Here is a 23,752-nt window from a genome sequence, read left to right as displayed (position 1 = left end):
GGTCGTCAGTGGGTGGGGTGGGGGAGAGCGGCGGACTCGGGCGGCAGGCCGGCGAAGGCGCAGATCATGTCCGACCACGCCTCCAGATGCGCCCCGAGATCCCGCCCGCTCGGGGTCCAGGAGGCGCGCAGCTCGATGTCCGTCACGTCCGGCTCGCCGGCCAGGGTGCCGAAGCTCTCCGCGAGCTGGCGCGTGGCCACGCCTCCGGCCTCGGTGTGCTCGGCGTGACGGGTCTCCAGGGCCTCCACGAGCCAGGTCCAGGCGACGGCGCCGGCGAGGTGGTCCGTGGCGACGTCGGGCTCCAGGCTCGCCCGGATGTACGTGACCGCGCGGAACCGGCCCCGCCACTGCGGCGAGCCGGCCGGATCGTGCAGGAGCACGAAGCGGCCCGTGGCCAGCACGGGGCCGGCCGGGTTCTCCGCGGCGACGTCCTCGCACACGTCCGCGGCCAGGGCCACGGCGTGCGGGGCGAGACCGGGCGGGGCCGGGATCTCGCGCAGGCGCACGGGGGTGCGGGGCCGGGCGTCGCGCAGTTCCGCGAGCGCCCGGCGGAACTCCGCGGGCACCTCGGCGCGCGCGGCGTGGGGCGCCCCGGTGACGGTCATGCCCGACAGCGTAGGCGGGCCGGTGCGCGTCGCGGCGCAGGGCGCGCCGTCGGCGGTCCTCAGCGCCGGGCCGCCAGGGCCTGGCCGAGCGCGTCCGTGAACCCGGCGACGTCCTCGCGGGAGGTGTCCCACGAGGTCATCCAGCGCACTTCGCCGGTGGCGGGGTTCCAGTCGTAGAACGGGTAACGGGCGCGCACCGCGTCGGCGGCGGCCGGGTCCAGGACGGCGAACACCGCGTTGGCCTCGGGCTGACGGGAGAGCTCCACCCCCTCGAGCGCGGACACGCGCTCGGCCAGCAGGCGGGCCATGGCGTTGGCGTGGTCCGCCAGGCGCACGCCGAGGTCGTCGGTGAGCAGGGCCAGCAGCTGCGCGGAGAGGTAGCGCTGCTTCGAGGCCAGCTGCATCGAGGACTTGCGCAGGTACCCCAGGGACATCTGCGCCGCGGAGTCCGCGTCGCGCTCGCGGCCCGGCACGTCGCGGTCGGTGATCATGGCCGCGGTGGCCACGGCATCCGGGTTCAGCACGACCACGGCCTCCGCGCCCAGCGCACCGTTCTTCGTGCCGCCGAAGGAGACCGCGTCCACGCCGGCGTCGGTGGTGAACTCCCGCAGGGGCACACCCAGGGCGGCGGCCGCGTTGCACAGGCGGGCGCCGTCCATGTAGACGCTCAGCCCGGCGGCGTGGGCGGCGTCGGCGAGCGCCCGCACCTCCTGCGCCGAGTACACGGTGCCGACCTCGGTGGCCTGGGCGATCTCCACCACGGCCGGCTGCACCGCGTGGACGAATCCGAAGGAGCCCAGCACGGGCGTGAGGAGCGCGGGGGTGAGCTTGCCGTCGTCGCCCGTGGGGACCGGGAGCAGGGAGAGCCCGCCGACCTGCACGGGGGCGCCGCCCTCGTCCGTGGCGATGTGCGCGTGGCTAGCGCACACCACCGCTCCCCACGGGGGCGTCAGGGCCCGCAGTGCGACGACGTTCGCGCCCGTGCCGTTGAACACCGGCAGCGCGAAGGCCCGCTCGCCGAAGGTCGCGCGGACGCGCTCCTGCAGCGCCGCCGTCACGGGGTCCTCGCCGTAGGCCCGCGCGTGGCCCGCGTCCGCGTCCAGCATGGCGGCCCACACGTCCGGATGGACGCCCGCGTAGTTGTCGGAGGCGAAGGCGCGCAGGTCGGCGGGCGACGTCGGCGCCCCCGGGGCGCTCACGCCGCGCCGCCCGGCGTGTCGGACGCGTCGGCGGAGGGCACGTCGGACGGGCTGAGGCGCAGCGAGATCGAGTTGATGCAGTAGCGCAGGTCCGTGGGCGTGCCGTAGCCCTCGCCCTGGAACACGTGGCCCATGTGGGAGCCGCACCCGGCGCAGCGCACCTCGATTCGCTGCATGCCGAGGGTCTCGTCCTTGATGTACTCCACGCGGTCCTCGGCCAGGGGTGCGAAGAAGGAGGGCCAGCCGCAGTGGGAGTCGAACTTCTCGTCCGAGCGGAACAGCTCCGCCCCGCACGCGCGGCACGCGTACACGCCCTGCACGTGGGAGTCCCAGTACTCGCCCGTGTAGGGGCGCTCCGTGCCGGCGCGGCGCAGGACCTGGAACTCCTCCGGGGTGAGGCGGCGCGCCCACTCCTCCTCGGTGAGGGCCGCGGTGTGCGGCGTCCCGGGCGGGGCGGCGTGGGGAGGGGTGTCCGGGGATGCGGTCTCGTGGGTGCTCATGGTCCGCACAACGCCCGCGCCGCTCGCCCTGTTCCCCGCCGGGCCGGCCGGATCGGCGCGGATTGGCCCGCCCGCGCGTGCGTGGTCGAGAATGCACTCATGGCCTCCTCCTGCCGCCGTCGCCCCCGCCGCCACCGGTCCCGCGCTCGCGGAGCCGTGCCCCTCGCGCAGCGCCTGGTGCGCCGAGGGGTGAAGGGCACCGTGCGCGGCTCCGTGGCGATCGCCGCGCCCATGGCGCGCTGGTCCCCGGTGGTGGGCAGCGTGGCCCTCTCCGGGGCGTTCGTCGTGGCCGGGGCCAGCTCCGCGCTCGCGGGCGTCTTCGCCCGCACGGTGGTGACGCCCGTCCGCCAGCACGCGGAGTCGACGGCGATCCTGGCCGTCGTGGACGGGGAGGACGGGCCCGAGGTCATCCTGCCGGCCGACGAGTACACCACCGTCCCCGGCACCTACTCGCTGACCTTCGACGGCGGCGCCGGCTGCGCGCGGATCGGTGCCATCACCTCGTTCGACCCGCGCGACGGCACGGTGCAGCGCGTCGTGGAGGAGGTCTACGCCGGCGAGCTGCGGGCCGCCGTGAAGGGGCGCTTCACCGCGTTCGTGTACCCCACCCCGGCCGATGCCGGACTCGAGGCCGCCGAGGTGCTCGTCCCCGTGCCGAACGGCTGCGCCCCGGCCTGGCGCGTGGACCCGGAGGCGGATCAGGACGCCCGGTCCGGCGAGGGGCTGTGGGCCGTGATGGTGCACGGCCGGGGCGCCCGCCGCAACGAGGGCATCCGCGCGGTGCCCACGGCGCAGCGACTCGGCATGACATCCCTGCTGATCTCCTACCGCAACGACGGCGACGCCCCCGACGCCCCGGACGCGCGCTACGGGCTCGGCACCACGGAGTGGGAGGACGTGGAGGCCGCCATCCGGTACGCGATGGAGCAGGGGGCCGAGGACGTCGTGCTGTTCGGCTGGTCGATGGGCGGGGCGGTGGCGCTGCAGTGTGTGGACCGCTCCGCGCTGGCCCCTCATGTGCGGGCCGTGGTGCTCACCGGCCCGGTGGTCGACTGGATGGACGTGCTCGAGCACCAGGCCAAGCTCAACCGCATCCCGGAGGCGATCGGCCTGCTGGGCCAGTGGCTGCTCTCCAATCGGGCCGGCCGGTTCGTCACCGGCCTCGCGGCCCCCGTGGACCTGAAGGCGATGGACTGGGTGACCCGCGCCGAGCAGGTGCGGGTGCCCACCTTGATCCTGCACTCCGAGGACGACGAGTACGTGCCCGTGGGCCCGTCCATGGACCTGGCCGAGCGCAACCCCGAGCTCGTGCGGTTCGTGCGGTTCCAGCGCGCCCGCCACACGCGCGAGCAGAACGTGGACCCCAAGAAGTGGGACACCACCGTGCGCGGCTGGCTGCGCGCGGTGCTCGGCGCGAGCCGGCCCGGCACCCGCCGCGTATGACGTCGTGGTGGAGGCGCCGGGAGCGAGTCGAGGCCCCGCTCGAGGTGTCACGAGGGGGGACGGAGGAGCTGTACGGCCACGCTCGGGAGGTGTGTCGTGGGTCGGCGCGGGTCTCACTCGCTGAACTCGCCGGCTCGGACATGATCGTGCTGGACCTTGTGCCCCACCGGAGGGACGCGGCGGAGATGCAGGTCTGCGGTGACCTCGCCGAGCCGGAGGGGACCGCTGTGATGGGACTGACGATCTCCGTGGACGGGTGTGCACGCTTCGAGATCGGCGTGGACGACGACGACCTGGACTTCGCACGGCAGGTGATCGACGCCGTCGTCGACGGCCGGGTGCGGATCAGGGAGGCGCCCGGGCGGTCGGAGACCACGCTGACACTGCGTGACGGATCGACTGTCGTGTCCCGCAGGTGGTCGCTGCCCGACGGCGGGCTGGTGCCGCGTCCAGGATGGAGGAGCCGTGCCGATGTCCGGGAGTGTGCGCCCTACCGGTGAGACCGGCCCGCGAGGCGACACCCTCCACCTGCGTTCGTGTCACGGCGGCGGTGTCCTGCCGATGGCCGGAGACCGGGCCGGAGACCGGGCCGGAACCGGGCCGGTTCCGGCCATCCTCATGACTGCTCGTCCCCGGTCACGGAGTCGCGCTCAGCCCTCGGTGAGCCCCCGGCGCCGCAGCAGCGGTTCCAGCTCCGCGTCCCGCCCGCGGAAGGCGCGGTAGGACTCGAGCAGGTCCCGCGTGTTGCCGCGCGCGAGCAGCTCCGCTGCGAAGCGCTCGCCGTTCTCCCGCGTGAGGCCGCCGTTCTCCCGGAACCACTCCACGGCGTCCGCGTCCAGCACCTCGGCCCACACGTACGAGTAGTACCCCGCCGCGTAGCCCGAGCCGAAGATGTGCTTGAAGTAGCCGGTGCCGTAGCGCGGGGGCACGAGGTCCGGGTCGATGCCCGCCTCCGTGAGGACCCTGCGCTCGAACGCCGCCGGATCCGCGGTGGCCGCGTCCACGGTCTCCTCCGTGAGGGTGTGCCACGCCCAGTCGATCAGCGTGGCGCCCAGGTACTCCACCGTGCGGTAGCCCTCGCCCCACAGGTCAGCGGCCTCGAGCTTCTCCAGGGTGCCGGCGGGCAGCTCCTCGCCGGTCTCCACGTGGCGCGCGTACGCGGCCAGGATCTGCGGCTCGCGGATCCACATCTCGTTCACCTGGCTCGGGAACTCCACGACGTCCCGCGGCACGGCCGTGCCGGTCAGCGAGGGGTACTCGCCCTCAGCCAGCAGGCCGTGCAGGGCGTGGCCGAACTCGTGGAACAGGGTGGTGGTCTCGTCCAGGGTCAGCAGCGCCGGGCGGCCCTCCGCCGGGGCGGGCACATTCATGGTGGTGAACACCACCGGCTTCTCGCCGAGGGCCTCGGACTTGTCCCGCACCGTGTGCATCCACGCGCCGCCCGACTTCGTGGCCCGGGCGAAGAAGTCGCCCACGAACAGGCCGACGGACTCGCCGCGCTCGCGGGCGACCTCCCAGACCCGCATGCCGGGGCGGTACAGGTGCCGCGCCAGCTCCGGGCGCTCGGTGAACGTGAGCCCGTACAGCACCCCCGCCGCGGCGAACACGCCCTGCGTGAGCACGCGGTCCAGCCCGAAGTACGGGCGCAGGGCCGCGGTGTCCACCGCGAACGCCTCCCGCGCGTGCCGCGCGGACAGGTGCGGCCAGTTCCACGGGGCCACCTCGGCCGCGCCGTCACCCGTGCCCGCGACGACGGCGGCGTCCCGGCGGGCGTTGGCCATGGCCCGCGGAGCCATGGCGGAGAGCAGCCCCTCCACCGCAGCCACGGACGGCGCCGAGCGGTCCTTGAGGGCCTGCTCCGCCCAGCACGAGGCGCCCAGCAGGCGGGCCTTGCGCAGCCGCAGCCGCACGATCTCCATCGCCAACGTCAGGGTCTCGTTCTCCCCCGACGCGCCGCGGCCCACAGAGGCCTCGAACACCTCCCGGCGCAGCGCCTCGTCCTCGAGGTCCGCCAGCCAGGGCTGGGAGGTGAACAGGGAGAGGGTCAGCAGCCACGGGCCCTCGCCCGCGGGGGCGTCCGCCGCGCGGTGCCCGGCCTCCACCGCGGCGGCCGCGGCGGCGTCGACGTCGTCCTGGCCGAGGCCCGCGAGGCGCTCGCGGTCCGTGACGAGCACGGCACGGGCGGCGGTGTCCGCGACGAGGCGGCGCGTGAAGGCGGAGGACGTGGAGGCGAGCTCGCCGTTGATGCGCTGCAGCTCCTCCCGCTCCGCGCCGCCCAGGTGGGCGCCGGCGACGTCGAGCCGCTGGCGGAGCACCTCGAGCAGGCGGGCGTCCTCGCCCGAGAGGGAGCCGGCGTCGATCGCGGCGACCCGCTCGGCCAGCCGCGGATCCAGCAGCAGGGCGTCCTCGTGCGCGGCGAGCTCGGGGGAGAGCTCCTGGGCCAGGGCCTGGCGGGCCTCTGTGCCGTCCGCGCTGACGAGCGTGAAGAACACGGCGGCGACGCGGCGCAGCAGGGCCCTGGAGAGCTCGAGCGCCCGCACGGTGTTCTCGAAGGTCGGGGCATCGGGGGAGGAGAGGATCGCCTCCACCTCGGCGCGCTGCTCCGCCATGCCCTGGCGGATGCCGGCGGCGAGGTCGGCGTCGGAGCACGCGGCGAAGTCGGGCAGCTCGTGGGGGAGGACCGAGGGGCTCAGCAGGGGGTGGCCCTCGGGGAGGGCGTCGGTGGGGGAGGTCATACGGGCACCCTACGACGGCGGCCGACGTCGGCGGGTGCGGGCCCGCTGGCTAGACTGGGCGGTCGAGCCAGCAGTCGAAGCCAGGAGGCGTGCATGTCCGGACATTCCAAGTGGGCCACCACCAAGCACAAGAAGGCCGTGATCGACCAGCGTCGCGCCAAAGCCTTCGCCAAGTACATCAAGGGCATCGAGGTCGCCGCCCGCGCCGGCGGCGCGGACATGTCCGGCAACCCGGCCCTGGACCTGGCCGTCAGCAAGGCCAAGAAGAACTCGGTCCCCAACGACAACATCGACCGCGCCATCAAGCGCGGCGCGGGCCTGACCGGCGAGGTCATCGACTACGTCGAGATCATGTACGAGGTGCGCGGCCCCCAGGGCTCCGCCCTGCTCGTGGAGTGCCTCACGGACAACAAGAACCGCGCCGCCTCCGAGGTGCGCGTGGCCGTGACCCGAAATGGCGGCACGATGGCCGACTCCGGCTCCGTCTCCTTCCTCTTCACGCGCAAGGGCGTCGTGCGCCTGCCGGCCGAGGGCAACACCGAGGACTCGCTCCTCGAGGCCATCCTCGAGGGCGGCGCGGACGCCGAGGAGGTCGTGGAGGCCGGGGAGGACTTCGAGATCGTCTCCGAGCCCTCCGACCTGCGCGCGGTGGCCGAGGCGCTCGACGCCGCCTCGGTCGAGTACGAGACCGACGAGGTCGAGTTCATCCCCACCATGAAGGTGCAGCTGGAGGACGCCAAGGGCGCCGGCACCTTCCTGCGGCTCGTGGACGCGCTCGAGGAGCTCGACGACGTGCAGAACGTCTACTCGAACGTCGACATCGCCCCCGAGATCCTCGCCCAGCTGGACGAGGACTGAGCAGCACCGCCGTGACGCGGCCCGCCGACGTCGTCCGGATCCTGGGGGTGGACCCCGGGCTCACCCGCTGCGGGATCGCCGTCGTGGACGTGGACGCCCGTCGTCGGGCCGCGCTCGTGCACGTGGAGGTCGTGGGCACCCCGCCCGGGACCTCCCTCGACCAGCGGCTGCTGCGGATCGACGAGGCCGTGACCCGCATCCTGGCGTGCCACCGGCCCGACCGCGCCGCCGTGGAGCGCATGTTCGCCAACAACAACACGCCCACCGTGCTCGGCACGGCCCAGGCGGCCGGCGTGGCGATCGCGGCGGCGGCGCGCGCCGGGATCCCGGTGGGGCTGCACACCCCCTCGGAGGTGAAGGCGGCGGTGACCGGCCACGGCGACGCGGGCAAGGAGCAGGTCACCACGATGGTCACCCGCATCCTCCGGCTCGACGCCCCGCCGCGGCCGGCCGACGCCGCCGACGCCCTCGCGCTGGCCATCGCCCACGGCTGGCGCGGCACCGCCCTCGGCCACGCGGCCGGGCAGACCGGCATGGACACGGCCGACATGGCCTCGCGGGCGGGACGATCGCGCTCCGCGGCCCGGGTCCTCCTGCCGACGCGGGCCGGGGAGATGACGGCGGCGCAGCGGGCGTGGCTCGCCGCGGAGCGCTCGACGGGCGGCAGGCGCCGCTGACCCCGCGCCCTCGCCGGGGGCCGGGCGGATGCCGGGATCGCGGGACGTTCGATGATATGTTCGAATGCGTCCCCCTCGACGTCGGAAGGCCCAGCATGATCGCGTCCCTGAGCGGCACCGTGGAGCACGTGGCGCTGGATCGCGCCGTCATCGCGACCGGCGGCGTGGGCGTGCTCTTCCACTCCACCCCGCAGACCCTCGCCACCCTGCACGAGGGCAGCCCCGGCCACGTCCAGACGCACCTCGTGGTCAAGGAGGACGCGCTGACCCTCTACGGCTTCGCCGACCGCCACGAGCGCGAGGTGTTCGAGGTGCTGATCGGCGCCAACGGGGTGGGCCCGCGCCTGGCCCTGGCCATCCTCGCGGTGCACCACCCGGAGGCCGTGCGTCGCGCCGTCACAGAGGAGGACGAGAAGGCCCTCACGCGCGTGCCGGGCATCGGCCCGAAGATGGCGCGGAAGATCATCGTGGAGCTCTCCGGTCGGCTGGCCCCCACGGGGGAGCAGGTCCCGGAGGAGGACGCCCCCGCCGCCGAGGAGGCCGCCGCGACCGCGTGGCACGCCGACGTCGTCGCGGCCATGGCGGGCCTGGGCTGGTCCGAGAAGGAGGCCGAGAAGGCCGTGGCCGCCACCGTCGCCGCCCGGCCGGAGCTCGAGGACTCCCGCGACGTCGCCGCGCTGCTGCGCGCCACCCTGCGCGACGTCGGCACCGCCGGCGCCGCACGCGGGGGCCGGTGAGCATGGCCGAGCGGCCCATGACCGCCCCTGAGGCGGACGCGGAGGAGCGCCGGCTCGAGGCGGCGCTGCGGCCGAAGCACCTCGACGAGTTCGTGGGGCAGATGCGCGTGCGCGAGCAGCTGGACCTCATGCTGGCCTCGGCCCGGCTGCGGGACCGCGCGGCGGACCACGTGCTCCTCTCCGGCCCGCCCGGCCTCGGCAAGACCACGCTGGCCATGATCGTGGCGGCGGAGATGAACGCCCCGCTGCGCCTGTCCTCCGGCCCGGCCATCCAGCACGCCGGCGACCTCGCGGCCATCCTCTCCTCGCTCACCGAGGGGGAGGTGCTCTTCCTCGACGAGATCCATCGGATGTCCCGGCCGGCCGAGGAGATGCTCTACATGGCCATGGAGGACTTCCGCGTGGACATCGTGGTGGGCAAGGGCGCCGGCGCCACCTCGATCCCGCTCGAGCTGCCGCCCTTCACGCTCGTGGGCGCCACCACCCGCGCGGGCCTGCTGCCCAGCCCCCTGCGGGACCGGTTCGGCTTCACCGGCCACCTCGAGTTCTACGCGGAGGAGGAGCTGGAGCGCGTGCTGCGCCGCTCCGCCCTGCTGCTGGACATGCGCGTGGACACGGACGGCTACCGGCAGATCGCCTCCCGCTCGCGCGGCACCCCGCGCATCGCCAACCGGCTGCTGCGCCGCGTGCGGGACTGGGCGCTCGTGAAGGGCCTGGAGTCCGTGGACGCCGAGGCCGCCTCGGCCGCCCTCACCATGTACGAGGTGGACGCCCGCGGGCTGGACCGCCTCGACCGCGCGGTGCTCACCGCGCTGTGCACCACGTTCGGCGGGGGGCCGGTGGGCCTGTCCACCCTGGCCACCGCGGTGGGCGAGGAGATGGAGACCGTGGAGACGGTGGCCGAGCCCTTCCTCATCCGCGAGGGGATGGTGGCCCGCACGCCGCGTGGCCGCGTCGCGCTGGCTGGAGCGTGGGAGCACCTGGGGCTGACGGCGCCGGCAGCCCCCGGCTCCGCCTGAGCGGCCCGGGCGGGGACGGCCCCTAGACTGGCCCGGACCCCGACCTCGACTGACGGAGCCCGACGCATGTCCTCGCTCGACCACGCCCTCCCCGCCCTGGCCCCCGCGGCGGCCGCACAGCCCGCCGGCGGCGGCTCCAGCATGTTCATGCTGCTCATGTTCGCGGCCCTGGCCGTGCTCATGTTCATCTCCATGCGCCGCGCGAAGAAGGTGCAGACGCAGCAGGCGGAGATGCGCCGCGGCCTCACCCCGGGCCAGGAGGTCATGACCACCTCCGGCATCTTCGGCCGCGTGGTGCGCCTCGACGAGTCCGAGCAGCGCGCGACCCTCGAGGTCGCCCCCGGGATCCGCATGGACTTCCACCTCCAGGGCATCGCCAGCGTCGTGGAGCCCACCGGCGTCGATGCCGCGGCCGACGGTCCCGTCCTCGCCGAGCCGACCGCCGCGCCGACCACCGACCCGCGCGTCGCTCCGGAGAGTGCCGCGTCCGGCTCCACGGCGGCCGACGTCGTGGACCCCGGCCACGAGGGCACCGCCCCGCGGACCGACCGCCCCTGAGACCCACCCGGCGGCCCGGTCACGGCCCGCCCCCGACGCGGACGGAAGCACCTGAAGCATGGCGAAGACATCCCCCACCGGCTCAGCTGCGCGCACCCTGGCCTGGCTGGCCGCCCTGGTCGTGGCGCTCACGGCGATCCTCGGCTTCGGCGTGGCCTCCGGCCAGGCGAGCTGGGCCCCGAAGCTGGCCCTGGACCTCGAGGGCGGCACGCAGATGGTGCTGGCCCCGCAGACCGCCTCCGGTGAGGAGGCCACCCCCGAGCAGCTCCAGCAGGCGGTGGAGATCATCCGCCAGCGCGTGGACGGCTCCGGCGTGGCCGAGGCCGAGGTGGCCACCCAGGGCGCCGAGAACGTCGTGGTCTCCCTCCCCGGCGTGCCCGACGACGAGACGCGCCGCCTCATCCAGGCCTCTGCGGACATGGTGTTCCGCCCCGTGCTGCAGGCCGCCCCCGGCGAGGCCACCCCCGAGGACCAGCTCATTCCCGTTGACCAGTTCCCGAAGCCCACCGCGGAGCCGACGGACGCCTACGACCCGAACCGGCTGACGCCCGAGCTCGCCGACGAGTTCCAACGCGCGGACTGCACCGTGCCCCGCGATCCCTCCGCCCCGGCCCAGCCCGCGGACCAGGCGATCGTGGCGTGCCAGCCGGCGGAGGAGACGGACGGCGGCATCGTCTCCCCGTCCGTGAAGTACCTCCTGGGCCCCGTGGTCATCCCCGGCACCCAGATCGACGGCGCCACCAACGGCATGGCCCAGGCGACGGGCGGCGTGTCCACGAACCAGTGGGTCGTGAACATCGACTTCGACGCCGAGGGCGCCAAGACCTTCGCCGAGGTCACGCAGCGCCTGACCCCGTACCCGGAGGGCGACCCGCGCAAGCAGTTCGCCATGGTCCTGGACGGCGAGGTCATCTCCGCGCCGCAGTCCAACGGCGTCATCACCAACGGCAGCGCGCAGATCAGCGGCGGCAGCATGACGGAGGAGTCCACCGCTCAGCTCGCCGAGCAGCTCAGCTACGGCTCGCTGCCCATCTCCTTCTCCATCGAGTCCGAACAGCAGATCTCTGCCACCCTCGGCCAGGACCAGCTGTTCTGGGGCCTGATCGCGGGCCTCATCGGCCTCGCCCTGGTGGCCGTCTACCAGCTCTTCCAGTACCGCGCCCTCGGCCTGCTGACGTTCGCCTCGATCGTGGTGGCCGGACTCCTGACCTACCTCGCCATCGCCATCCTCGGCTGGACGGACAACTACCGCCTCTCCCTGGCCGGCATCGCGGGCCTGATCGTGGCGATCGGCCTCACGGCCGACTCGTTCATCGTCTACTTCGAGCGCATCAAGGACGAGCTGCGCGCGGGCCGCACCGTGGACGTCGCCGTCCACGAGGGCTGGAAGCGCGCGAAGCGCACCATCGCCGCGTCGAAGGCCGTGAACCTGCTCGCCGCCGTCGTGCTCTACTTCGTGGCCGTGGGCAACGTCCGCGGCTTCGCCTTCACCCTGGGCCTGACCGCGATCGCCGACCTCATCGTGGTCTTCTGGTTCACCCACCCGATCATGCAGCTGCTCGCGCAGACCCGCTTCGTCGGCGGCGGGCACCGCATGTCCGGGCTGGACCCCTCGCTGCTGGGGGAGGAGCCGGCGCTGTACCAGGGCGCGGGCCGCCTCCGGGAGCCCCGGGTCGCCGCGCCGGGAACCTCCGCCGAGGAGGACGGCGCCCCCGCCTCGGGCGCGCACGCCGCCGCGTCCGTCCTCGCCGGCCCGTCCCGCGGGCGCCGCGGGGCGGCCCCCATGACCATCGCCGAACGCCGGCGCGCCGAGCGCGCCGCCGCACAGGAGGACACGCCGTGAACCGCTTCGCAGCCTGGGGCAACGACCTCTACTCGGGGCGGACCTCCTACCCCTTCGTCCAGCGCTGGGTACGCTGGTTCGCCCTCGCCGGGATCCTCCTGGCCCTCGCCGCGGGCCTGACCGCGCTGCGCGGCGGGTACAACCTCGGCATCGAGTTCAAGGGCGGCTCGGAGTTCACCGTCTCCTCCGCCCAGTCCACGGACGTGGAGCCCGGACGGCAGGCCGTCGCCGACGTGGTGCCGGACTCGGACCCCACGGTCACCGACATCGCGCCCGGCACCATGCGCGTGCAGACCGAACAGCTCGACGACGCGCAGACCCGCCAGGTGGCCGAGAACCTCCAGGGCGCCTACGGCGTGGGACAGGACCAGGTCACCTCCACGTTCGTCGGCCCGACATGGGGCCAGGCGGTCTCCCAGCAGGCGCTCATCGGCCTGATCGTGTTCGTGGTGCTGGTGACCCTGTTCATGGCCCTGTACTTCCGCACGTGGAAGATGTCGCTCGCCGCCGTGCTGGGCATGCTGTACGTGGTGGCCCTGACCGCCGGGATCTACGGGGCGACGGGGTTCGAGGTGACGCCCTCGGCGATCATCGGCTTCCTCACGATCCTCTCCTACGCGCTCTACGACACCGTGGTGGTCTTCGACAAGATCCGCGAGAACACGGCCACGGACCACGAGGACCCCCGCCGCACGTTCGCGCAGAACGTGAACCTGGCCGTGAACCAGACGCTCGTCCGCTCCATCACCACCTCGATCGTCGGCATCCTGCCCGTGGGCTCCATCCTGTTCATCGGCGCCGGACTGCTCGGGGCCGGCACGTTGCGGGACATCGCCCTGGCCCTGTTCGTGGGCATCATCGTGGGCACGCTCTCCACGCTCTTCATCCAGGCCCCGCTGTACGCGCTCCTGCGCCGCGGCGACGCGGACGTGCGGGCGCACGACGCGCGGGTGGGCGAGCTCTCCGCCGCCCGCGGCGCGGACGGCGAGGACGGCGAGGGGCGCGTCCCGGCGGTCTGATCCGCTGACGACGACCCGGGCGGGGGCGGGCGGGCACGGCGACGTGCCCTCCCGCCCCCGTCCCTCTGCCCGGGGTAGACTCGCCCATCATCCGCGGGCCGGGCCCGGTATCCGAAGGAGTCGCCGCCATGAGCGAGCAGCACCAGCACCCCGCCCCGGCCGGCCCGCCCCCGGCGCCGCAGACACCGCCCGCCGCGGCGCGGCCCCGCGGCCGCATGGCCCGCCTCACCGGCCGCCACGCCACCGAGTACTCGCCGCTGCTCGAGCCGCTCATGCGCACCGTGCGCCAGCGCGCCACCCGCGCCGAGCTCATGGAGATCGTGCGCGCCTTCGAGGTCGCGCAGCGCTGCCATGCGGGGCAGATGCGCCGTTCGGGGGACCCCTACATCACGCACCCCGTGGCCGTGGCCACCATCCTCGCCGAGATCGGCGTCACCGGCCCCACGCTCCTGGCGGCCCTGCTGCACGACACCGTGGAGGACACCGACTACTCGCTCGAGCAGCTGCGCCGGGACTTCGGCCCCGAGGTCGCGCTGCTCGTGGACGGCGTCACGAAGCTGGACAAGGTGACCTACGGGGCCGCCGCGCAGGCCGAGACCGTCCGCAAGATGGTCATCGCCATGGCGCAGGACGTGAACGTGCTGCTCATCAAGCTCGCGGACCGCCTGCACAACGCCCGCACGTGGCGCTATGTCTCACCCGCCTCGAGTGCCAAGAAGGCGCGGGAGACCCTGGACATCTACGCCCCGCTCGCGCACCGGCTCGGCATGAACACGGTGAAGTGGGAGCTCGAGGACCTCGCGTTCGCGGCTCTGAAGCCCAAGGTCTACGCGGAGCTCGTGCGCCTCGTGGGCGACCGCAATCCGGAGCGGGAGAAGCATCTCCAGTCCCTGCGCGGCGTGATCGAGGAGCAGCTGCGCGAGCAGCGCATCCGGGCCACCGTCACCGGGCGCCCCAAGCACTACTACTCGATCTACCAGAAGATGATCACGCGCGGGAAGGACTTCGACCAGATCCACGACCTCACGGGCATCCGCATCATCGTGGACACCGTGCGGGACTGCTACGCGGTGCTGGGCGTGATCCATGCGCGGTGGAACCCGATCCCGGGCCGGTTCAAGGACTACATCGCCGTCCCGAAGCTCAACATGTACCGCTCCCTCCACACCACCGTCATCGGCCCCGACGGCAAGCCCGTGGAGATCCAGATCCGCACGCTGGAGATGCACCGCCAGGCCGAGTACGGCGTGGCCGCGCACTGGCGGTACAAGGCCGGGGCGGCTGCGGCTGCCCAGGCCCCCGCGCAGGCCACGCCCGCGTGGCTGCGCTCCGTCATGGACTGGCAGAAGGACACGCGGGACCCGGACGAGTTCCTCTCCGCGCTGCGCACCCAGATCGGCGCCGACGAGGTCTACGTGTTCACGCCCAAGGGCGAGATCCGCTCCCTCCCGGCCGGGTCCACGCCGGTGGACTTCGCGTACGCCATCCACACCGACGTCGGCCACCGCACCATCGGCGCGCGCGTGAACGGCAAGCTCGTGCCGCTCTCCACCCCGCTCAGCCACGGGGACACCGTGGAGGTGTTCACCTCCAAGGCCGAGGACGCCGGCCCGAGCCGGGACTGGATGGGGTTCGTGGTCTCGCCGCGGGCCAGGTCCAAGATCCGCCACCACTTCGCCACCCAGCGCCGCGACGAGCAGGCCGAGCGCGGCCGCGAGGCCCTCACCCGACGCATGCGCCGGGCCGGCCTTGCCGTGCAGAAGGTGCTCGGCGGCGAGGAGATCGTCGGGGTCGCGGAGGAGATGGGCTACGCCGACCTGGACGGCCTCTTCGCCGCGGTGGGCGACGGGCATGTCTCCGCACAGGCCGTGTGCGAGCGGCTCGAGGAGCGCCTGGCCCCGCCCGCACCCCCCGCCGCGGAGCCGACCGCGGAGCTCCCCGTGGGCGAGGTCGACCTCGCAGCGCTCGTCCCCGCGCAGACGCGCCGCACCCCGCAGCGTGCCACCAACGACGCCGGCGTGCTCGTGGCCGGCGACGGCGGGGTGCTGGCGAAGCTGGCGCGGTGCTGCAACCCCGTTCCGCCGGACGAGGTGGACGGATTCGTCACGCGCGGCTCTGGCGTCTCCGTGCACCGGGCCGACTGCCGCAACCTGGCGACCATGCTGGGGCAGGAGCCCGAGCGCCGCGTGCCCGTGGAGTGGGCGCCTTCGCGGGACACCGTCTACCTCGTGGAGATCCAGGTGGAGGCGCTCGACCGCACGTCCCTGCTCTCGGACGTCACGCGCGTGCTCGCGGAGAACCACGTCAACATCCTCTCGGCGTCCGTGAACACCACGCGCGACCGCGTGGCCATGAGCCGGTTCGTCTTCGAGATGGGCGATCCCATGTACCTGAGCCACGTGGTCAACGCGGTGCGCCGGATCGACGGCGTGTTCGACGTCCACCGCACCTGAGCGCCCCTCACCCGGGCGCCTCCAGCGCAGTGAGCAGCGCCGCGAGGCGGGCCCGGGCGGCGACGACGCCCGCCCGCCGCGTGGGCCGAGCCAGTCGCTCGGTCAGCCCCGCCGTCCCGTGGCGGGCCATCACGTGCGCGGCGCGCCGCGCGTGGTCCGGGTCCCCGGTGAGCAGGAGGTCCTCCACGGTGCGGGCCGGCGTCGTCACGCGCGCCGGCCCGACCCGCATCACGTCCGCCTCGGCCTCGGCGTGCCCCTGCGGCCCCGCGGCCACGTCCGACTGCACGAGCGCCCACGGCAGGACCGTGCCGCCGGCGGGCAGGCGGTGGTAGTGCGCCACGGCCGCGTGGATCCGCGGGGGCGCCGGCCCGCCCGCGAGCACCCACGCCGCTGACGGACCCACCGCCGTCCAGCCGGCCGCCAGGATGGGGCCGGCCAGGAGCCAGAGGGCGGCGGCCCGTGTCTCCGCGTCGCGGGCCGCGCGGGACCGGCAGTAGACGCCCGGGAGGACCCGATCGATGGCGCCGCGGTGCACGAGCGCCTGCAGCTCCGCGTCGGTGAAGTGCTCCCCGGCCACAACGAGGTCCGTCGCGAGCCCGCGGCGGGCCGACGTCGGGAGGGCAGTGGCCGGCGGTGCGGCCGTCGGCGGCGCGGCGGGCGCAGGGGCGGGGGAGGTGCTCATGGCACCGAAGCGTGCCAGAGACGCCGCACCCCCGTTCGGCACCTGTGGACAGGTGCCGAACGGGGGTGCGGGAGCCGGCGTTCGGGGGACGCCGCGGAGGGGTCAGCGCAGCTCGGAGGCCGCGGCCTCGAGGGCCTGCTTCCACTGCAGGCGGGCGTCGAGGGCCTCCTGGGCCTTCGCGATGCCGCGCTGGTCGCCCTTGGCCTTGGCCTTCTCCAGGTCCGCCTCGAGGCCGGCGATGGTCTCCTCGAGCTGCGTCAGGGCCGAGCTGGTGCGGGCCTTGGTCTCCGGATCGGTGCGGCGCCAGTGCTCGGACTCGGCCTCCTTGACGGCGTCCTCGAGCTTGCGGAAGCCCTCCTCCATGCGGCGCATGTCGCCCCGCGGCACCTTGCCGGCCTCCTCCCAGCGGCCCCGCAGCGCATTGAGCGCGGCGCGGCCCGCCTTGAGGTCGGTGACGGGGAGCATCTTCTGGCCGTCGGCCAGGATCTGCTCCTTGACCTTCAGGTTGGCGGCGTATTCACGGTCGACCTCGGCGTCCACGGCCTTGCGGGCCGCGAAGAACACGTCCTGTGCGGCGCGGAAGCGGGCCCACAGGGCGTCGTCCTCCTTGCGGGAGGCGCGGGGGGCCTTCTTCCACTCGTCCATGAGGTCGCGGTACTTGCCGGCCGTCACGCCCCAGTCCGTGGAGGAGGAGAGCTCCTCCGCGCGGGCGATCAGCTTCTCCTTGACCTGCTTGGCCTCGGAGCTCGCCGCGTCGAGGCGCGAGAAGTGGGCGCGGCGGGTCTTGTCGAACGTGGTGCGGGCGGCACGGAAGCGCTTCCACAGGCCGTCCTCCACCGACTTGGACAGGCGCGGGCCGGCCTTCTGCGCGGCCTTCCACTCGTCGAACAGCTCGGCCATGCGCGCGGAGGCCTGCTTCCACGGCATCCGCTCCGCGGCGGTGCCGGCGTAGCCCTCGGCCTCGGCCACGATCGCCTCGCGGGCGGCCAGCTGCTCCGCCTGGGCGGCCTGGCGGGCCTCCTGCTCCGCGGCGCGGTAGTCGCCCAGGAGGGTGTCGAGGGCGGCGAGGCGGGTGCGCAGCGCGGCCATGTCGCCCACCATGTGGCGCTCGTCCACGGCGGAGGTCATCTGGCCCAGGGCCTTGCCCAGCTCGCCCGAGGGGGCCCCGGCGGCGATGCGCTGCTGGAACAGGGCCATCTGCGCGCGCACGTCGTCGTACTTGCGCACGAAGTAGCTGAGCGCTTCCTCGGTGGAGGCCTCCGGCACCTGGCCGACCGCGACCTCGTCCTCGCCGTCCAGCAGCGTGACGTGGCCGTCCTCGCTCACGCGGGCGAAGCGGGCGGCCTCGGCGATCGGCGTGGGGGGCACGGCGGGCGCGACGACGGCCGGGGCCTTGGCGGCGCGCGCCGGCTTCACGGCGGCGGGAGTGGCGGGGGCCTTGGGCGCCGCGGGGCGCATCGCGGCGGGGGAGGCCGGACCGGGGCGGGCGGCGGGCGCGGCCTGCTCGGCGGACGACTCCGCCGGGGCCTCCGCGGTGTCCTCGGCCGGCGCGGTGCCGTGCTCGGAGGCGTCGGGCACCACCACGGCCAGCGGCTGGGCCTCCGCGGGCACGGGGGGCTCCTCGGCGCTGGCTTCCTCGGCAGGAACGGCGTCCTGGTTCGGGGCGTCCTGCTCGGGGGTCTGGGGGGCGTCCTGCTCGGGCAGGGCGGCGGTCGCCTCGGCCTCGTCCTCGAGGGCGGGGGACTGCTGGTCGTCGGGCTGCTGCTGGTGGGTCACCGCTGGAACTCTCCCTGGATGCGCCGACGCGCACGCGGGGCGCGGGCCGGTCGGGATGGACACGAACGTCCCCAGCGTACCGGCCGCGTCGGCGGCCCCGACTAGAATGGGCCGGTGCTCGGGCTCGGTGCTCCGTTCCCGCCACCGCCCCTCACCGTCGTCGCGAAGGATTCCCATGTCCCGCAAGGCCTCCCTCTCCGGTTTCCACGAGTGGCTCCCTGCCGAGCGCCTCGTGGAGCAGCACGTGCTGGACACCCTGCGCCGGACCTTCGAGCTCCACGGGTTCGCCGGCATCGAGACCCGCGCCGTCGAGACCCTGGGCCAGCTGCTGCGCAAGGGCGAGATCGACAAGGAGGTCTACGCCGTCTCCCGCCTCGCCGAGGACGCCGAGGGCACCTCGGCCAAGGATCCGAACGACCCGAAGCGCCTGGCGCTGCACTTCGACCTCACCGTTCCGTTCGCGCGCTACGTGGTGGAGAACGCCGGCCACCTGGCCTTCCCGTTCCGCCGCTTCCAGATGCAGAAGGTCTGGCGCGGCGAGCGCCCCCAGGAGGGTCGCGCCCGCGAGTTCACGCAGGCGGACATCGACGTCGTGGGCGACGGCGAGCTCTCCCCGCGCTACGACGCCGACGTCGCGCTCGTGATGGCCGAGGCGCTCGGGGCCCTGCCGATCGGCGACTTCCTCATCCGCGTGAACAACCGCAAGCTCGCCGAGGGCTTCTACCGCGGCATCGGGCTCACCGACGCCGCGGGCGTGCTCCGCTCCATTGACAAGCTGGAGAAGATCGGCCCCGACGAGGTCGCCCGCCTGCTGCAGGAGGAGCTCGGCGCCACCGAGGAGCAGGCGCGCCAGGCCCTCGAGCTGGCCGCGATCCGTACCGAGGACACCTCCTTCGTCGAGCAGGTCCGCGCCCTCGGCGTGGAGGACGAGCTGCTCGAGGAGGGCCTGGCCGAGCTGGCCGACGTCGTGGGCACGCTGCACCGCCGCGCCCCCGGGCGCGCCGTCGCGGACCTCTCGATCGCGCGCGGCCTCGACTACTACACCGGCACCGTCTACGAGACCGTGCTCGTGGGCCACGAGCAGCTCGGCTCGATCTGCTCGGGCGGCCGCTACGACGCGCTGGCGTCGAAGGGGACCCGCGTCTTCCCGGGCGTGGGCCTCTCCATCGGCGTGACGCGCCTCGTGATGCGCATGCTCTCGCAGGAGATGGCCGTGGCCTCACGCTCCGTGCCGACCGCCGTGTACGTCGCACTCACCCAGGACGCGGACTGGTCGGAGGCGCAGGACGTGGCCGCGCTGCTGCGCGAGCGGGGCATCCCGGCCGAGGTCGCCGTGAGCGCGGAGAAGTTCGGCAAGCAGATCAAGTACGCCGACCGCCGCGGCATCCCCTACGTGTGGTTCATGGGTCGCGACGACGCCGGCACCCGCACCCACGAGGTCAAGGACATCCGCTCCGGCGAGCAGACCGCGGCCGACCCGGCCGACTGGACCCCGTCCGCCGAGGACCTGCTGCCGCAGATCACGCGCGCGGAGGACGTCGACCCCGCCTGACCGATGCCCGTCCGACCCGCCTGTCCGTGAGGCGAGTCACGGCCGGCGCCGAGGATGCCACCATGGAGCTGCCCACCGCCGTCCTGACCCTCCTCACCGCCGGGGAGCCGAACCCGCTGGTCCCGCAGCCGTACGAGATCACCGTGCTGGTGCTCGGCGGGCTGCTGGCGGGCCCGGTGGATGGCATCGCCGCGGCTCGCCAGGAGCGTCGTCGCCGACGGCCCGCATCGGCCTGACGGCCTCCGGCCTCAGCGCGGGGGCCGGTCCCGCCCGGCCAGCACGAAGGCGCGTCCGCCCACGCCGATGAGGAAGACCGCGAGCATCGCCACCACGGACAGAGGCGGCAGGGTGAACGCCAGGACCAGGCACAGCACGAGGCCCAGCACGTTCACGGCCCGCGGGACCCGCAGCGGGCGGGGGAGCGCGGCGTCCCTGCCGTCCTCGCCGCCGCGCAGGGTGAGCGCCGCGAGGTTGGCCACGGCGTAGTAGACCAGCACGCCGAAGGAGCTGAAGCCCACCACGGTGAGGATGTCGGTGGTGAGCACCAGCAGGATCACGGCCATCGCGACGGCCAGCTGGCCGACCCACGGCGTGCCGGTGCGCTCGTGCACGCGGGCCAGCGGCCGCGGCAGGTCGGACTCCCGGGCCATCGCCAGGGCCGTGCGGGAGATGCCGGTGAGCAGGTTGAGCATCGCGCCCGCGCTGGCCAGGCCGGCGGCGACGAGGGCGAGCCAGCCCCATCCGGAGCCCAGGGTGACCTCGAGTGCCTCGCGCACGGGCGCCGGGGAGAGCGCCAGGCCCCTCGGGCCGAGCGCGGCGAGGAGCCCGAGCGTCACGAGCGTGTAGAGGCCGACGGTCAGGCCCAGGGCGATCAGGATGGCCCGCGGGATGGTCTGCCGCGGGTCGATGACCTCCTCTCCCATCGTCGCCACGCGGGCGTAGCCGGCGAACGCGAAGAACAGCACGCCCGCGCCCATGAGCACGCCCGCCATGGGGGCGTCCCCGAGGCCGCCCGCCACGTCGCCCGCGCCGCGATCGTCGAGGGCCAGCCCGGCCGCCGTCGTGAGGGCGAGCACCGCCACCACGGGCACGAGGATGGCCATGGTGGCCTGCGCGGTGCGGGTCACGCCCGCCATGGCCACGCCCGTGAGGACGACGACGGCGGCCACGCCCGCCAGGCGCGCGGCCAGGGGCTGGTCCGGGAAGAGGTAGAGGCCGACCGTCGCCGCCATGGCGGCCACCGAGGCCGTCTTGCCCGTGACGAAGCCCCAGCCGGCGAGGAAGCCGGCGAGGGGGTGCAGCTGCCGGCGGCCGTACACGTAGGTGCCGCCGGACTCGGGGTGCACCGTGGCCAGCTGGGCGGTGGAGAGCGCGTTGCACAGCGCGGTGAGCACGGCCAGGCCGAGTGCCGCGAAGAGCAGCCCCGGATGCCCGCCCGTGAGGGCGGCCGCGAGGCCGATGGCGGTGAAGACGCCCGCACCGATCATGGAGCCGAGGCCGATGGCGATGGCATGGGGCAGGGTCAGGCGGCGCTGCAGCACGGGGCCTCCTGGTCAGAGGGGACGGTGGTGGCCTGGCGCCGGCGGGCGGCCAGTAGACTCGCGTGCGACGGTCCGCGCGCGTGTCCCCCAGGGATACCACGGCGGACCGACCATCACATGAACCCCGCACCTCGTCCGGCGGACACCGGACGGAGAGGACACCCCGTGCTGCGCACCCACCACCTCGGCGAGCTCAACGCCTCGCTCATCGGCCAGACCGTCACCGTCACCGGCTGGGTGGCGAAGCGGCGTGACCACGGCGGCGTGGCCTTCGTGGACCTGCGCGACGCGTCCGGCCGCGCCCAGGTCGTGGTGCGGGACGAGGCCGACTTCGACCCGCTGCGCAACGAGTGGGTCCTGCAGGTCACCGGCACCGTGGAGCGCCGCCCCGAGGGCAACGAGAACGCGAACCTCGCCTCGGGCGAGGTCGAGCTGATCGCCGAGGACGTCACCGTGCTCAACACCGCGGCCGCCCTGCCGTTCCAGGTGGACGAGCACGTGGAGGTCGGCGAGGAGGCGCGCCTGCGCCACCGCTACCTTGACCTGCGCCGCCCGCAGCCGAGCCGCATCATGCGCCTGCGCTCCGAGGCCAACCGCACGGCCCGCGAGCTGCTGCACGGCGAGGGCTTCACCGAGGTGGAGACCCCCACGCTGACCCGCTCGACGCCGGAGGGCGCCCGCGACTTCCTCGTCCCCGCCCGCCTCGCGCCCGGCTCCTGGTACGCCCTGCCCCAGTCCCCGCAGCTGTTCAAGCAGCTGCTGCAGGTCGGCGGGATCGAGAAGTACTACCAGATCGCCCGCTGCTACCGCGACGAGGACTTCCGCGCCGACCGCCAGCCCGAGTTCACCCAGCTGGACATCGAGGCCTCGTTCGTGGAGCAGGACGACGTTATCGCCCTCGGCGAGAAGATCGTGCAGGCCCTGTGGGGCCTCGTGGGCGTCGAGGTCCAGACCCCGATCCGCCGCATGACGTACGCCGAGGCCATGGAGAAGTACGGCTCGGACAAGCCGGACCTGCGCTTCGGCCTCGAGCTGACCGACCTCACCGCGTACTTCAAGGACACGCCCTTCCGCGTGTTCCAGAACGAGTACGTGGGCGCCGTCGTGATGCCCGGCGGCGCCTCCCAGGCCCGCCGCACGCTCGACGCCTGGCAGGAGTGGGCCAAGCAGCGCGGTGCCAAGGGCCTGGCCTACGTGCTCGTCCAGGAGGACGGCTCGCTGACCGGCCCGGTCTCCAAGAACATCACCGACGAGGAGAAGGCCGGCCTTGCCGCCGCCGTCGGGGCCGAGCCCGGCGACTGCGTGTTCTTCGCCGCCGGCTCCGCCAAGGAGGCCCGCGCGCTGCTCGGCGCGGCCCGCGTGGAGATCGGCCGCCGCTGCGAGCTCTTCACGGACGCCGGCAACGGCGTCGAGGCCAAAGACGCCGACTGGGCGTTCGTGTGGGTCGTCGACGCCCCCATGTTCGAGCCCGCCGCCGACGCGGTCGCCTCGGGCGACGTGGCCGTGGGCTCCGGCACGTGGACCGCCGTGCACCACGCCTTCACCTCGCCCAAGCCGGAGTTCGCGGACACGTTCGACACCGACCCGGGCTCGGCCCTGGCCTACGCGTACGACATCGTCTGCAACGGCAACGAGATCGGCGGCGGCTCCATCCGCATCCACCAGCAGGAGATGCAGAAGCGCGTCTTCCAGGTGATGGGCCTGTCCGAGGAGGACGCCCAGGAGAAGTTCGGCTTCCTGCTCGAGGGCTTCAAGTACGGAGCCCCGCCGCACGGCGGCATCGCCTTCGGCTGGGACCGCGTGGTGGCGCTGCTGGCCGGCACCGAGTCGATCCGCGAGGTCATCGCCTTCCCGAAGACCGGTGGCGGCTTCGACCCGCTGACCGCCGCCCCGGCGCCGATCACGCCGCAGCAGCGCAAGGAGGCCGGTGTGGACGCGAAGCCGGAGCCGAAGAAGGCCGAGGGCGAGAAGGCCGAGGCGCCCCAGGCCTGACCCTCGGGCCGCGGCGGGGGCGTCGTCAGCCTCGCCGCGGCCCCGCCAGGTCGTCGGTGTCCACGATCAGCGTGAAGGGCCCGTCGTTCACGAGGGCCACGTCCATCTGCGCGCCGAACACGCCGCGCTCCACGTGCACGCCCTCCGCCTCCAGCCCGGCCAGGAAGCGCTCGTACAGCGGCTCCGCCTGATCGCCGCGCGCCGCCCTCGTCCAGGACGGGCGGCGGCCCTTGCGGACGTCCCCGTGGAGGGTGAACTGGCTGACCACGAGGGCCGGCGCGGCGGCGGACACCAGGGACTCCTCGCCGTCGAGCATGCGCAGGTGCGCCACCTTCGCGGCGAGAGCGTCCGCCTCGGCGGGTCCGTCCTCGGTGCTCACTCCCAGCAGGACCATGAGCCCGGGCGCCGCGAGCCCGCCGACCACCTCGCGGGTGCCGGCCTCGGCGTCGACCACGGTCACGGACGCGGAACGGGCGCGCTGCAGGACGGCTCTCATGGGGCCATTGTGCCCCGTGCCGTTCCGCGGCGCGCCCGTCCGGGTCGCGTCGGGGCCATGCCCCGTC

The 23,752-nt window shown here is 74.1% G+C and carries 21 protein-coding genes; 13 read left to right on the top strand and 8 right to left on the bottom strand.

Annotated features, from left to right (window positions below; translation table 11 throughout):
- Window positions 1-5: 5 nt before the first annotated feature.
- Genes AB0302_RS02040 through msrB form a run of 3 tightly spaced genes read right to left on the bottom strand, consistent with a single transcriptional unit; the run spans window position 6 to window position 2,304 of the window.
- Window positions 6-605: a DUF3000 domain-containing protein gene (locus tag AB0302_RS02040; protein ID WP_319074197.1), complete on the bottom strand. Its 600-nt coding sequence runs from the start codon at window positions 603-605 to the stop codon at window positions 6-8.
- Between the two features lie 59 nt (window positions 606-664).
- On the bottom strand, window positions 665-1,804 hold the full coding sequence (locus tag AB0302_RS02035) for a beta-eliminating lyase-related protein (protein WP_298711165.1): 1,140 nt from the start codon (window positions 1,802-1,804) through the stop codon (window positions 665-667).
- Window positions 1,801-2,304, bottom strand: coding sequence for a peptide-methionine (R)-S-oxide reductase MsrB (gene msrB / locus AB0302_RS02030; RefSeq protein ID WP_366370379.1), 504 nt, complete (start codon window positions 2,302-2,304; stop codon window positions 1,801-1,803). The genes AB0302_RS02035 and msrB overlap by 4 nt, the downstream gene beginning before the upstream one ends.
- 99 nt (window positions 2,305-2,403) lie before the next feature.
- Here msrB and AB0302_RS02025 point away from each other — a divergent pair, with 99 nt between their 5' ends.
- Both AB0302_RS02025 and AB0302_RS02020 read left to right on the top strand, forming a co-directional pair.
- Window positions 2,404-3,747 carry an alpha/beta fold hydrolase gene (locus AB0302_RS02025; RefSeq protein WP_298711161.1) on the top strand — a complete coding sequence of 448 codons (1,344 nt, stop codon included), beginning with the start codon at window positions 2,404-2,406 and terminating at the stop codon, window positions 3,745-3,747.
- Window positions 3,748-3,887: 140 nt separating this feature from the next.
- Window positions 3,888-4,247, top strand: coding sequence for a hypothetical protein (locus AB0302_RS02020; RefSeq protein ID WP_366370378.1), 360 nt, complete (start codon window positions 3,888-3,890; stop codon window positions 4,245-4,247).
- A 150-nt stretch (window positions 4,248-4,397) separates the two neighbouring features.
- Here the strand turns inward: AB0302_RS02020 and AB0302_RS02015 are convergent, their stop codons facing one another.
- Window positions 4,398-6,482, bottom strand: coding sequence for a M3 family metallopeptidase (locus tag AB0302_RS02015; protein WP_366370377.1), 2,085 nt, complete (start codon window positions 6,480-6,482; stop codon window positions 4,398-4,400).
- Between the two features lie 93 nt (window positions 6,483-6,575).
- Between AB0302_RS02015 and AB0302_RS02010 the strand changes: the two genes are divergently transcribed.
- The 8 genes from AB0302_RS02010 (at window position 6,576) to AB0302_RS01975 (ending at window position 15,646) form a co-directional block, all read left to right on the top strand.
- Window positions 6,576-7,340: a YebC/PmpR family DNA-binding transcriptional regulator gene (locus AB0302_RS02010; RefSeq protein WP_366370376.1), complete on the top strand. Its 765-nt coding sequence runs from the start codon at window positions 6,576-6,578 to the stop codon at window positions 7,338-7,340.
- An 11-nt stretch (window positions 7,341-7,351) separates the two neighbouring features.
- Window positions 7,352-8,017 carry a crossover junction endodeoxyribonuclease RuvC gene (gene ruvC / locus AB0302_RS02005; protein ID WP_366370375.1) on the top strand — a complete coding sequence of 222 codons (666 nt, stop codon included), beginning with the start codon at window positions 7,352-7,354 and terminating at the stop codon, window positions 8,015-8,017.
- 95 nt (window positions 8,018-8,112) lie between these two features.
- Window positions 8,113-8,754 (top strand): Holliday junction branch migration protein RuvA, encoded by a 642-nt coding sequence (gene ruvA / locus AB0302_RS02000; protein ID WP_366370374.1) that lies wholly within the window; start codon window positions 8,113-8,115, stop codon window positions 8,752-8,754.
- Between the two features lie 2 nt (window positions 8,755-8,756).
- A complete protein-coding gene (gene ruvB, locus AB0302_RS01995; protein WP_248115625.1) occupies window positions 8,757-9,773 on the top strand; it encodes a Holliday junction branch migration DNA helicase RuvB in 1,017 nt (338 codons plus the stop codon).
- A gap of 66 nt (window positions 9,774-9,839) precedes the next feature.
- Window positions 9,840-10,331: a preprotein translocase subunit YajC gene (gene yajC, locus AB0302_RS01990; protein ID WP_248115624.1), complete on the top strand. Its 492-nt coding sequence runs from the start codon at window positions 9,840-9,842 to the stop codon at window positions 10,329-10,331.
- A 58-nt stretch (window positions 10,332-10,389) separates the two neighbouring features.
- Window positions 10,390-12,174, top strand: coding sequence for a protein translocase subunit SecD (secD, locus tag AB0302_RS01985; RefSeq protein WP_298711144.1), 1,785 nt, complete (start codon window positions 10,390-10,392; stop codon window positions 12,172-12,174).
- Window positions 12,171-13,193, top strand: coding sequence for a protein translocase subunit SecF (gene secF / locus AB0302_RS01980; protein ID WP_366370373.1), 1,023 nt, complete (start codon window positions 12,171-12,173; stop codon window positions 13,191-13,193). Before secD ends, secF begins: the two co-directional genes overlap by 4 nt.
- Window positions 13,194-13,408: 215 nt before the next feature.
- A complete protein-coding gene (locus AB0302_RS01975; protein ID WP_366370436.1) occupies window positions 13,409-15,646 on the top strand; it encodes a bifunctional (p)ppGpp synthetase/guanosine-3',5'-bis(diphosphate) 3'-pyrophosphohydrolase in 2,238 nt (745 codons plus the stop codon).
- A gap of 7 nt (window positions 15,647-15,653) precedes the next feature.
- Here AB0302_RS01975 and AB0302_RS01970 read toward each other — a convergent pair whose 3' ends face one another.
- Together AB0302_RS01970 and AB0302_RS01965 are read right to left on the bottom strand one after the other, a co-directional pair.
- Entirely contained in the window at window positions 15,654-16,328 is a 675-nt protein-coding gene (locus AB0302_RS01970) for a hypothetical protein (RefSeq protein ID WP_366370372.1), read from the bottom strand.
- Window positions 16,329-16,430: 102 nt separating this feature from the next.
- Window positions 16,431-18,104, bottom strand: a complete 1,674-nt coding sequence (locus tag AB0302_RS01965; RefSeq protein WP_366370371.1) for a DUF349 domain-containing protein — start codon at window positions 18,102-18,104, stop codon at window positions 16,431-16,433.
- A 175-nt stretch (window positions 18,105-18,279) separates the two neighbouring features.
- Here AB0302_RS01965 and hisS point away from each other — a divergent pair, with 175 nt between their 5' ends.
- Together hisS and AB0302_RS01955 are read left to right on the top strand one after the other, a co-directional pair.
- Entirely contained in the window at window positions 18,280-19,656 is a 1,377-nt protein-coding gene (hisS, locus tag AB0302_RS01960) for a histidine--tRNA ligase (protein ID WP_366370370.1), read from the top strand.
- A 62-nt stretch (window positions 19,657-19,718) separates the two neighbouring features.
- Complete coding sequence (locus AB0302_RS01955) at window positions 19,719-19,892, top strand: hypothetical protein (RefSeq protein ID WP_366370369.1); 174 nt, start codon at window positions 19,719-19,721, stop codon at window positions 19,890-19,892.
- A 12-nt stretch (window positions 19,893-19,904) separates the two neighbouring features.
- On the opposite strand, the gene AB0302_RS01950 is transcribed toward AB0302_RS01955, so the two are convergent.
- On the bottom strand, window positions 19,905-21,197 hold the full coding sequence (locus AB0302_RS01950) for an APC family permease (RefSeq protein ID WP_366370368.1): 1,293 nt from the start codon (window positions 21,195-21,197) through the stop codon (window positions 19,905-19,907).
- Window positions 21,198-21,362: 165 nt separating this feature from the next.
- On the opposite strand from AB0302_RS01950, the gene aspS reads away from it, so the two are divergent.
- Window positions 21,363-23,189: an aspartate--tRNA ligase gene (gene aspS, locus AB0302_RS01945; protein WP_366370367.1), complete on the top strand. Its 1,827-nt coding sequence runs from the start codon at window positions 21,363-21,365 to the stop codon at window positions 23,187-23,189.
- A 25-nt stretch (window positions 23,190-23,214) separates the two neighbouring features.
- Here the strand turns inward: aspS and dtd are convergent, their stop codons facing one another.
- A complete protein-coding gene (dtd, locus tag AB0302_RS01940) occupies window positions 23,215-23,685 on the bottom strand; it encodes a D-aminoacyl-tRNA deacylase (protein ID WP_248115616.1) in 471 nt (156 codons plus the stop codon).
- Window positions 23,686-23,752: the final 67 nt, after the last annotated feature.

The sequence above is a fragment of the Micrococcus sp. NPDC078436 genome, from assembly GCF_040702705.1.
Lineage (GTDB): Bacteria > Actinomycetota > Actinomycetes > Actinomycetales > Micrococcaceae > Micrococcus.
The sequence above is the reverse complement of the archived record's forward strand: the minus strand, read 5'-3'. Positions and strand labels throughout refer to the sequence as shown.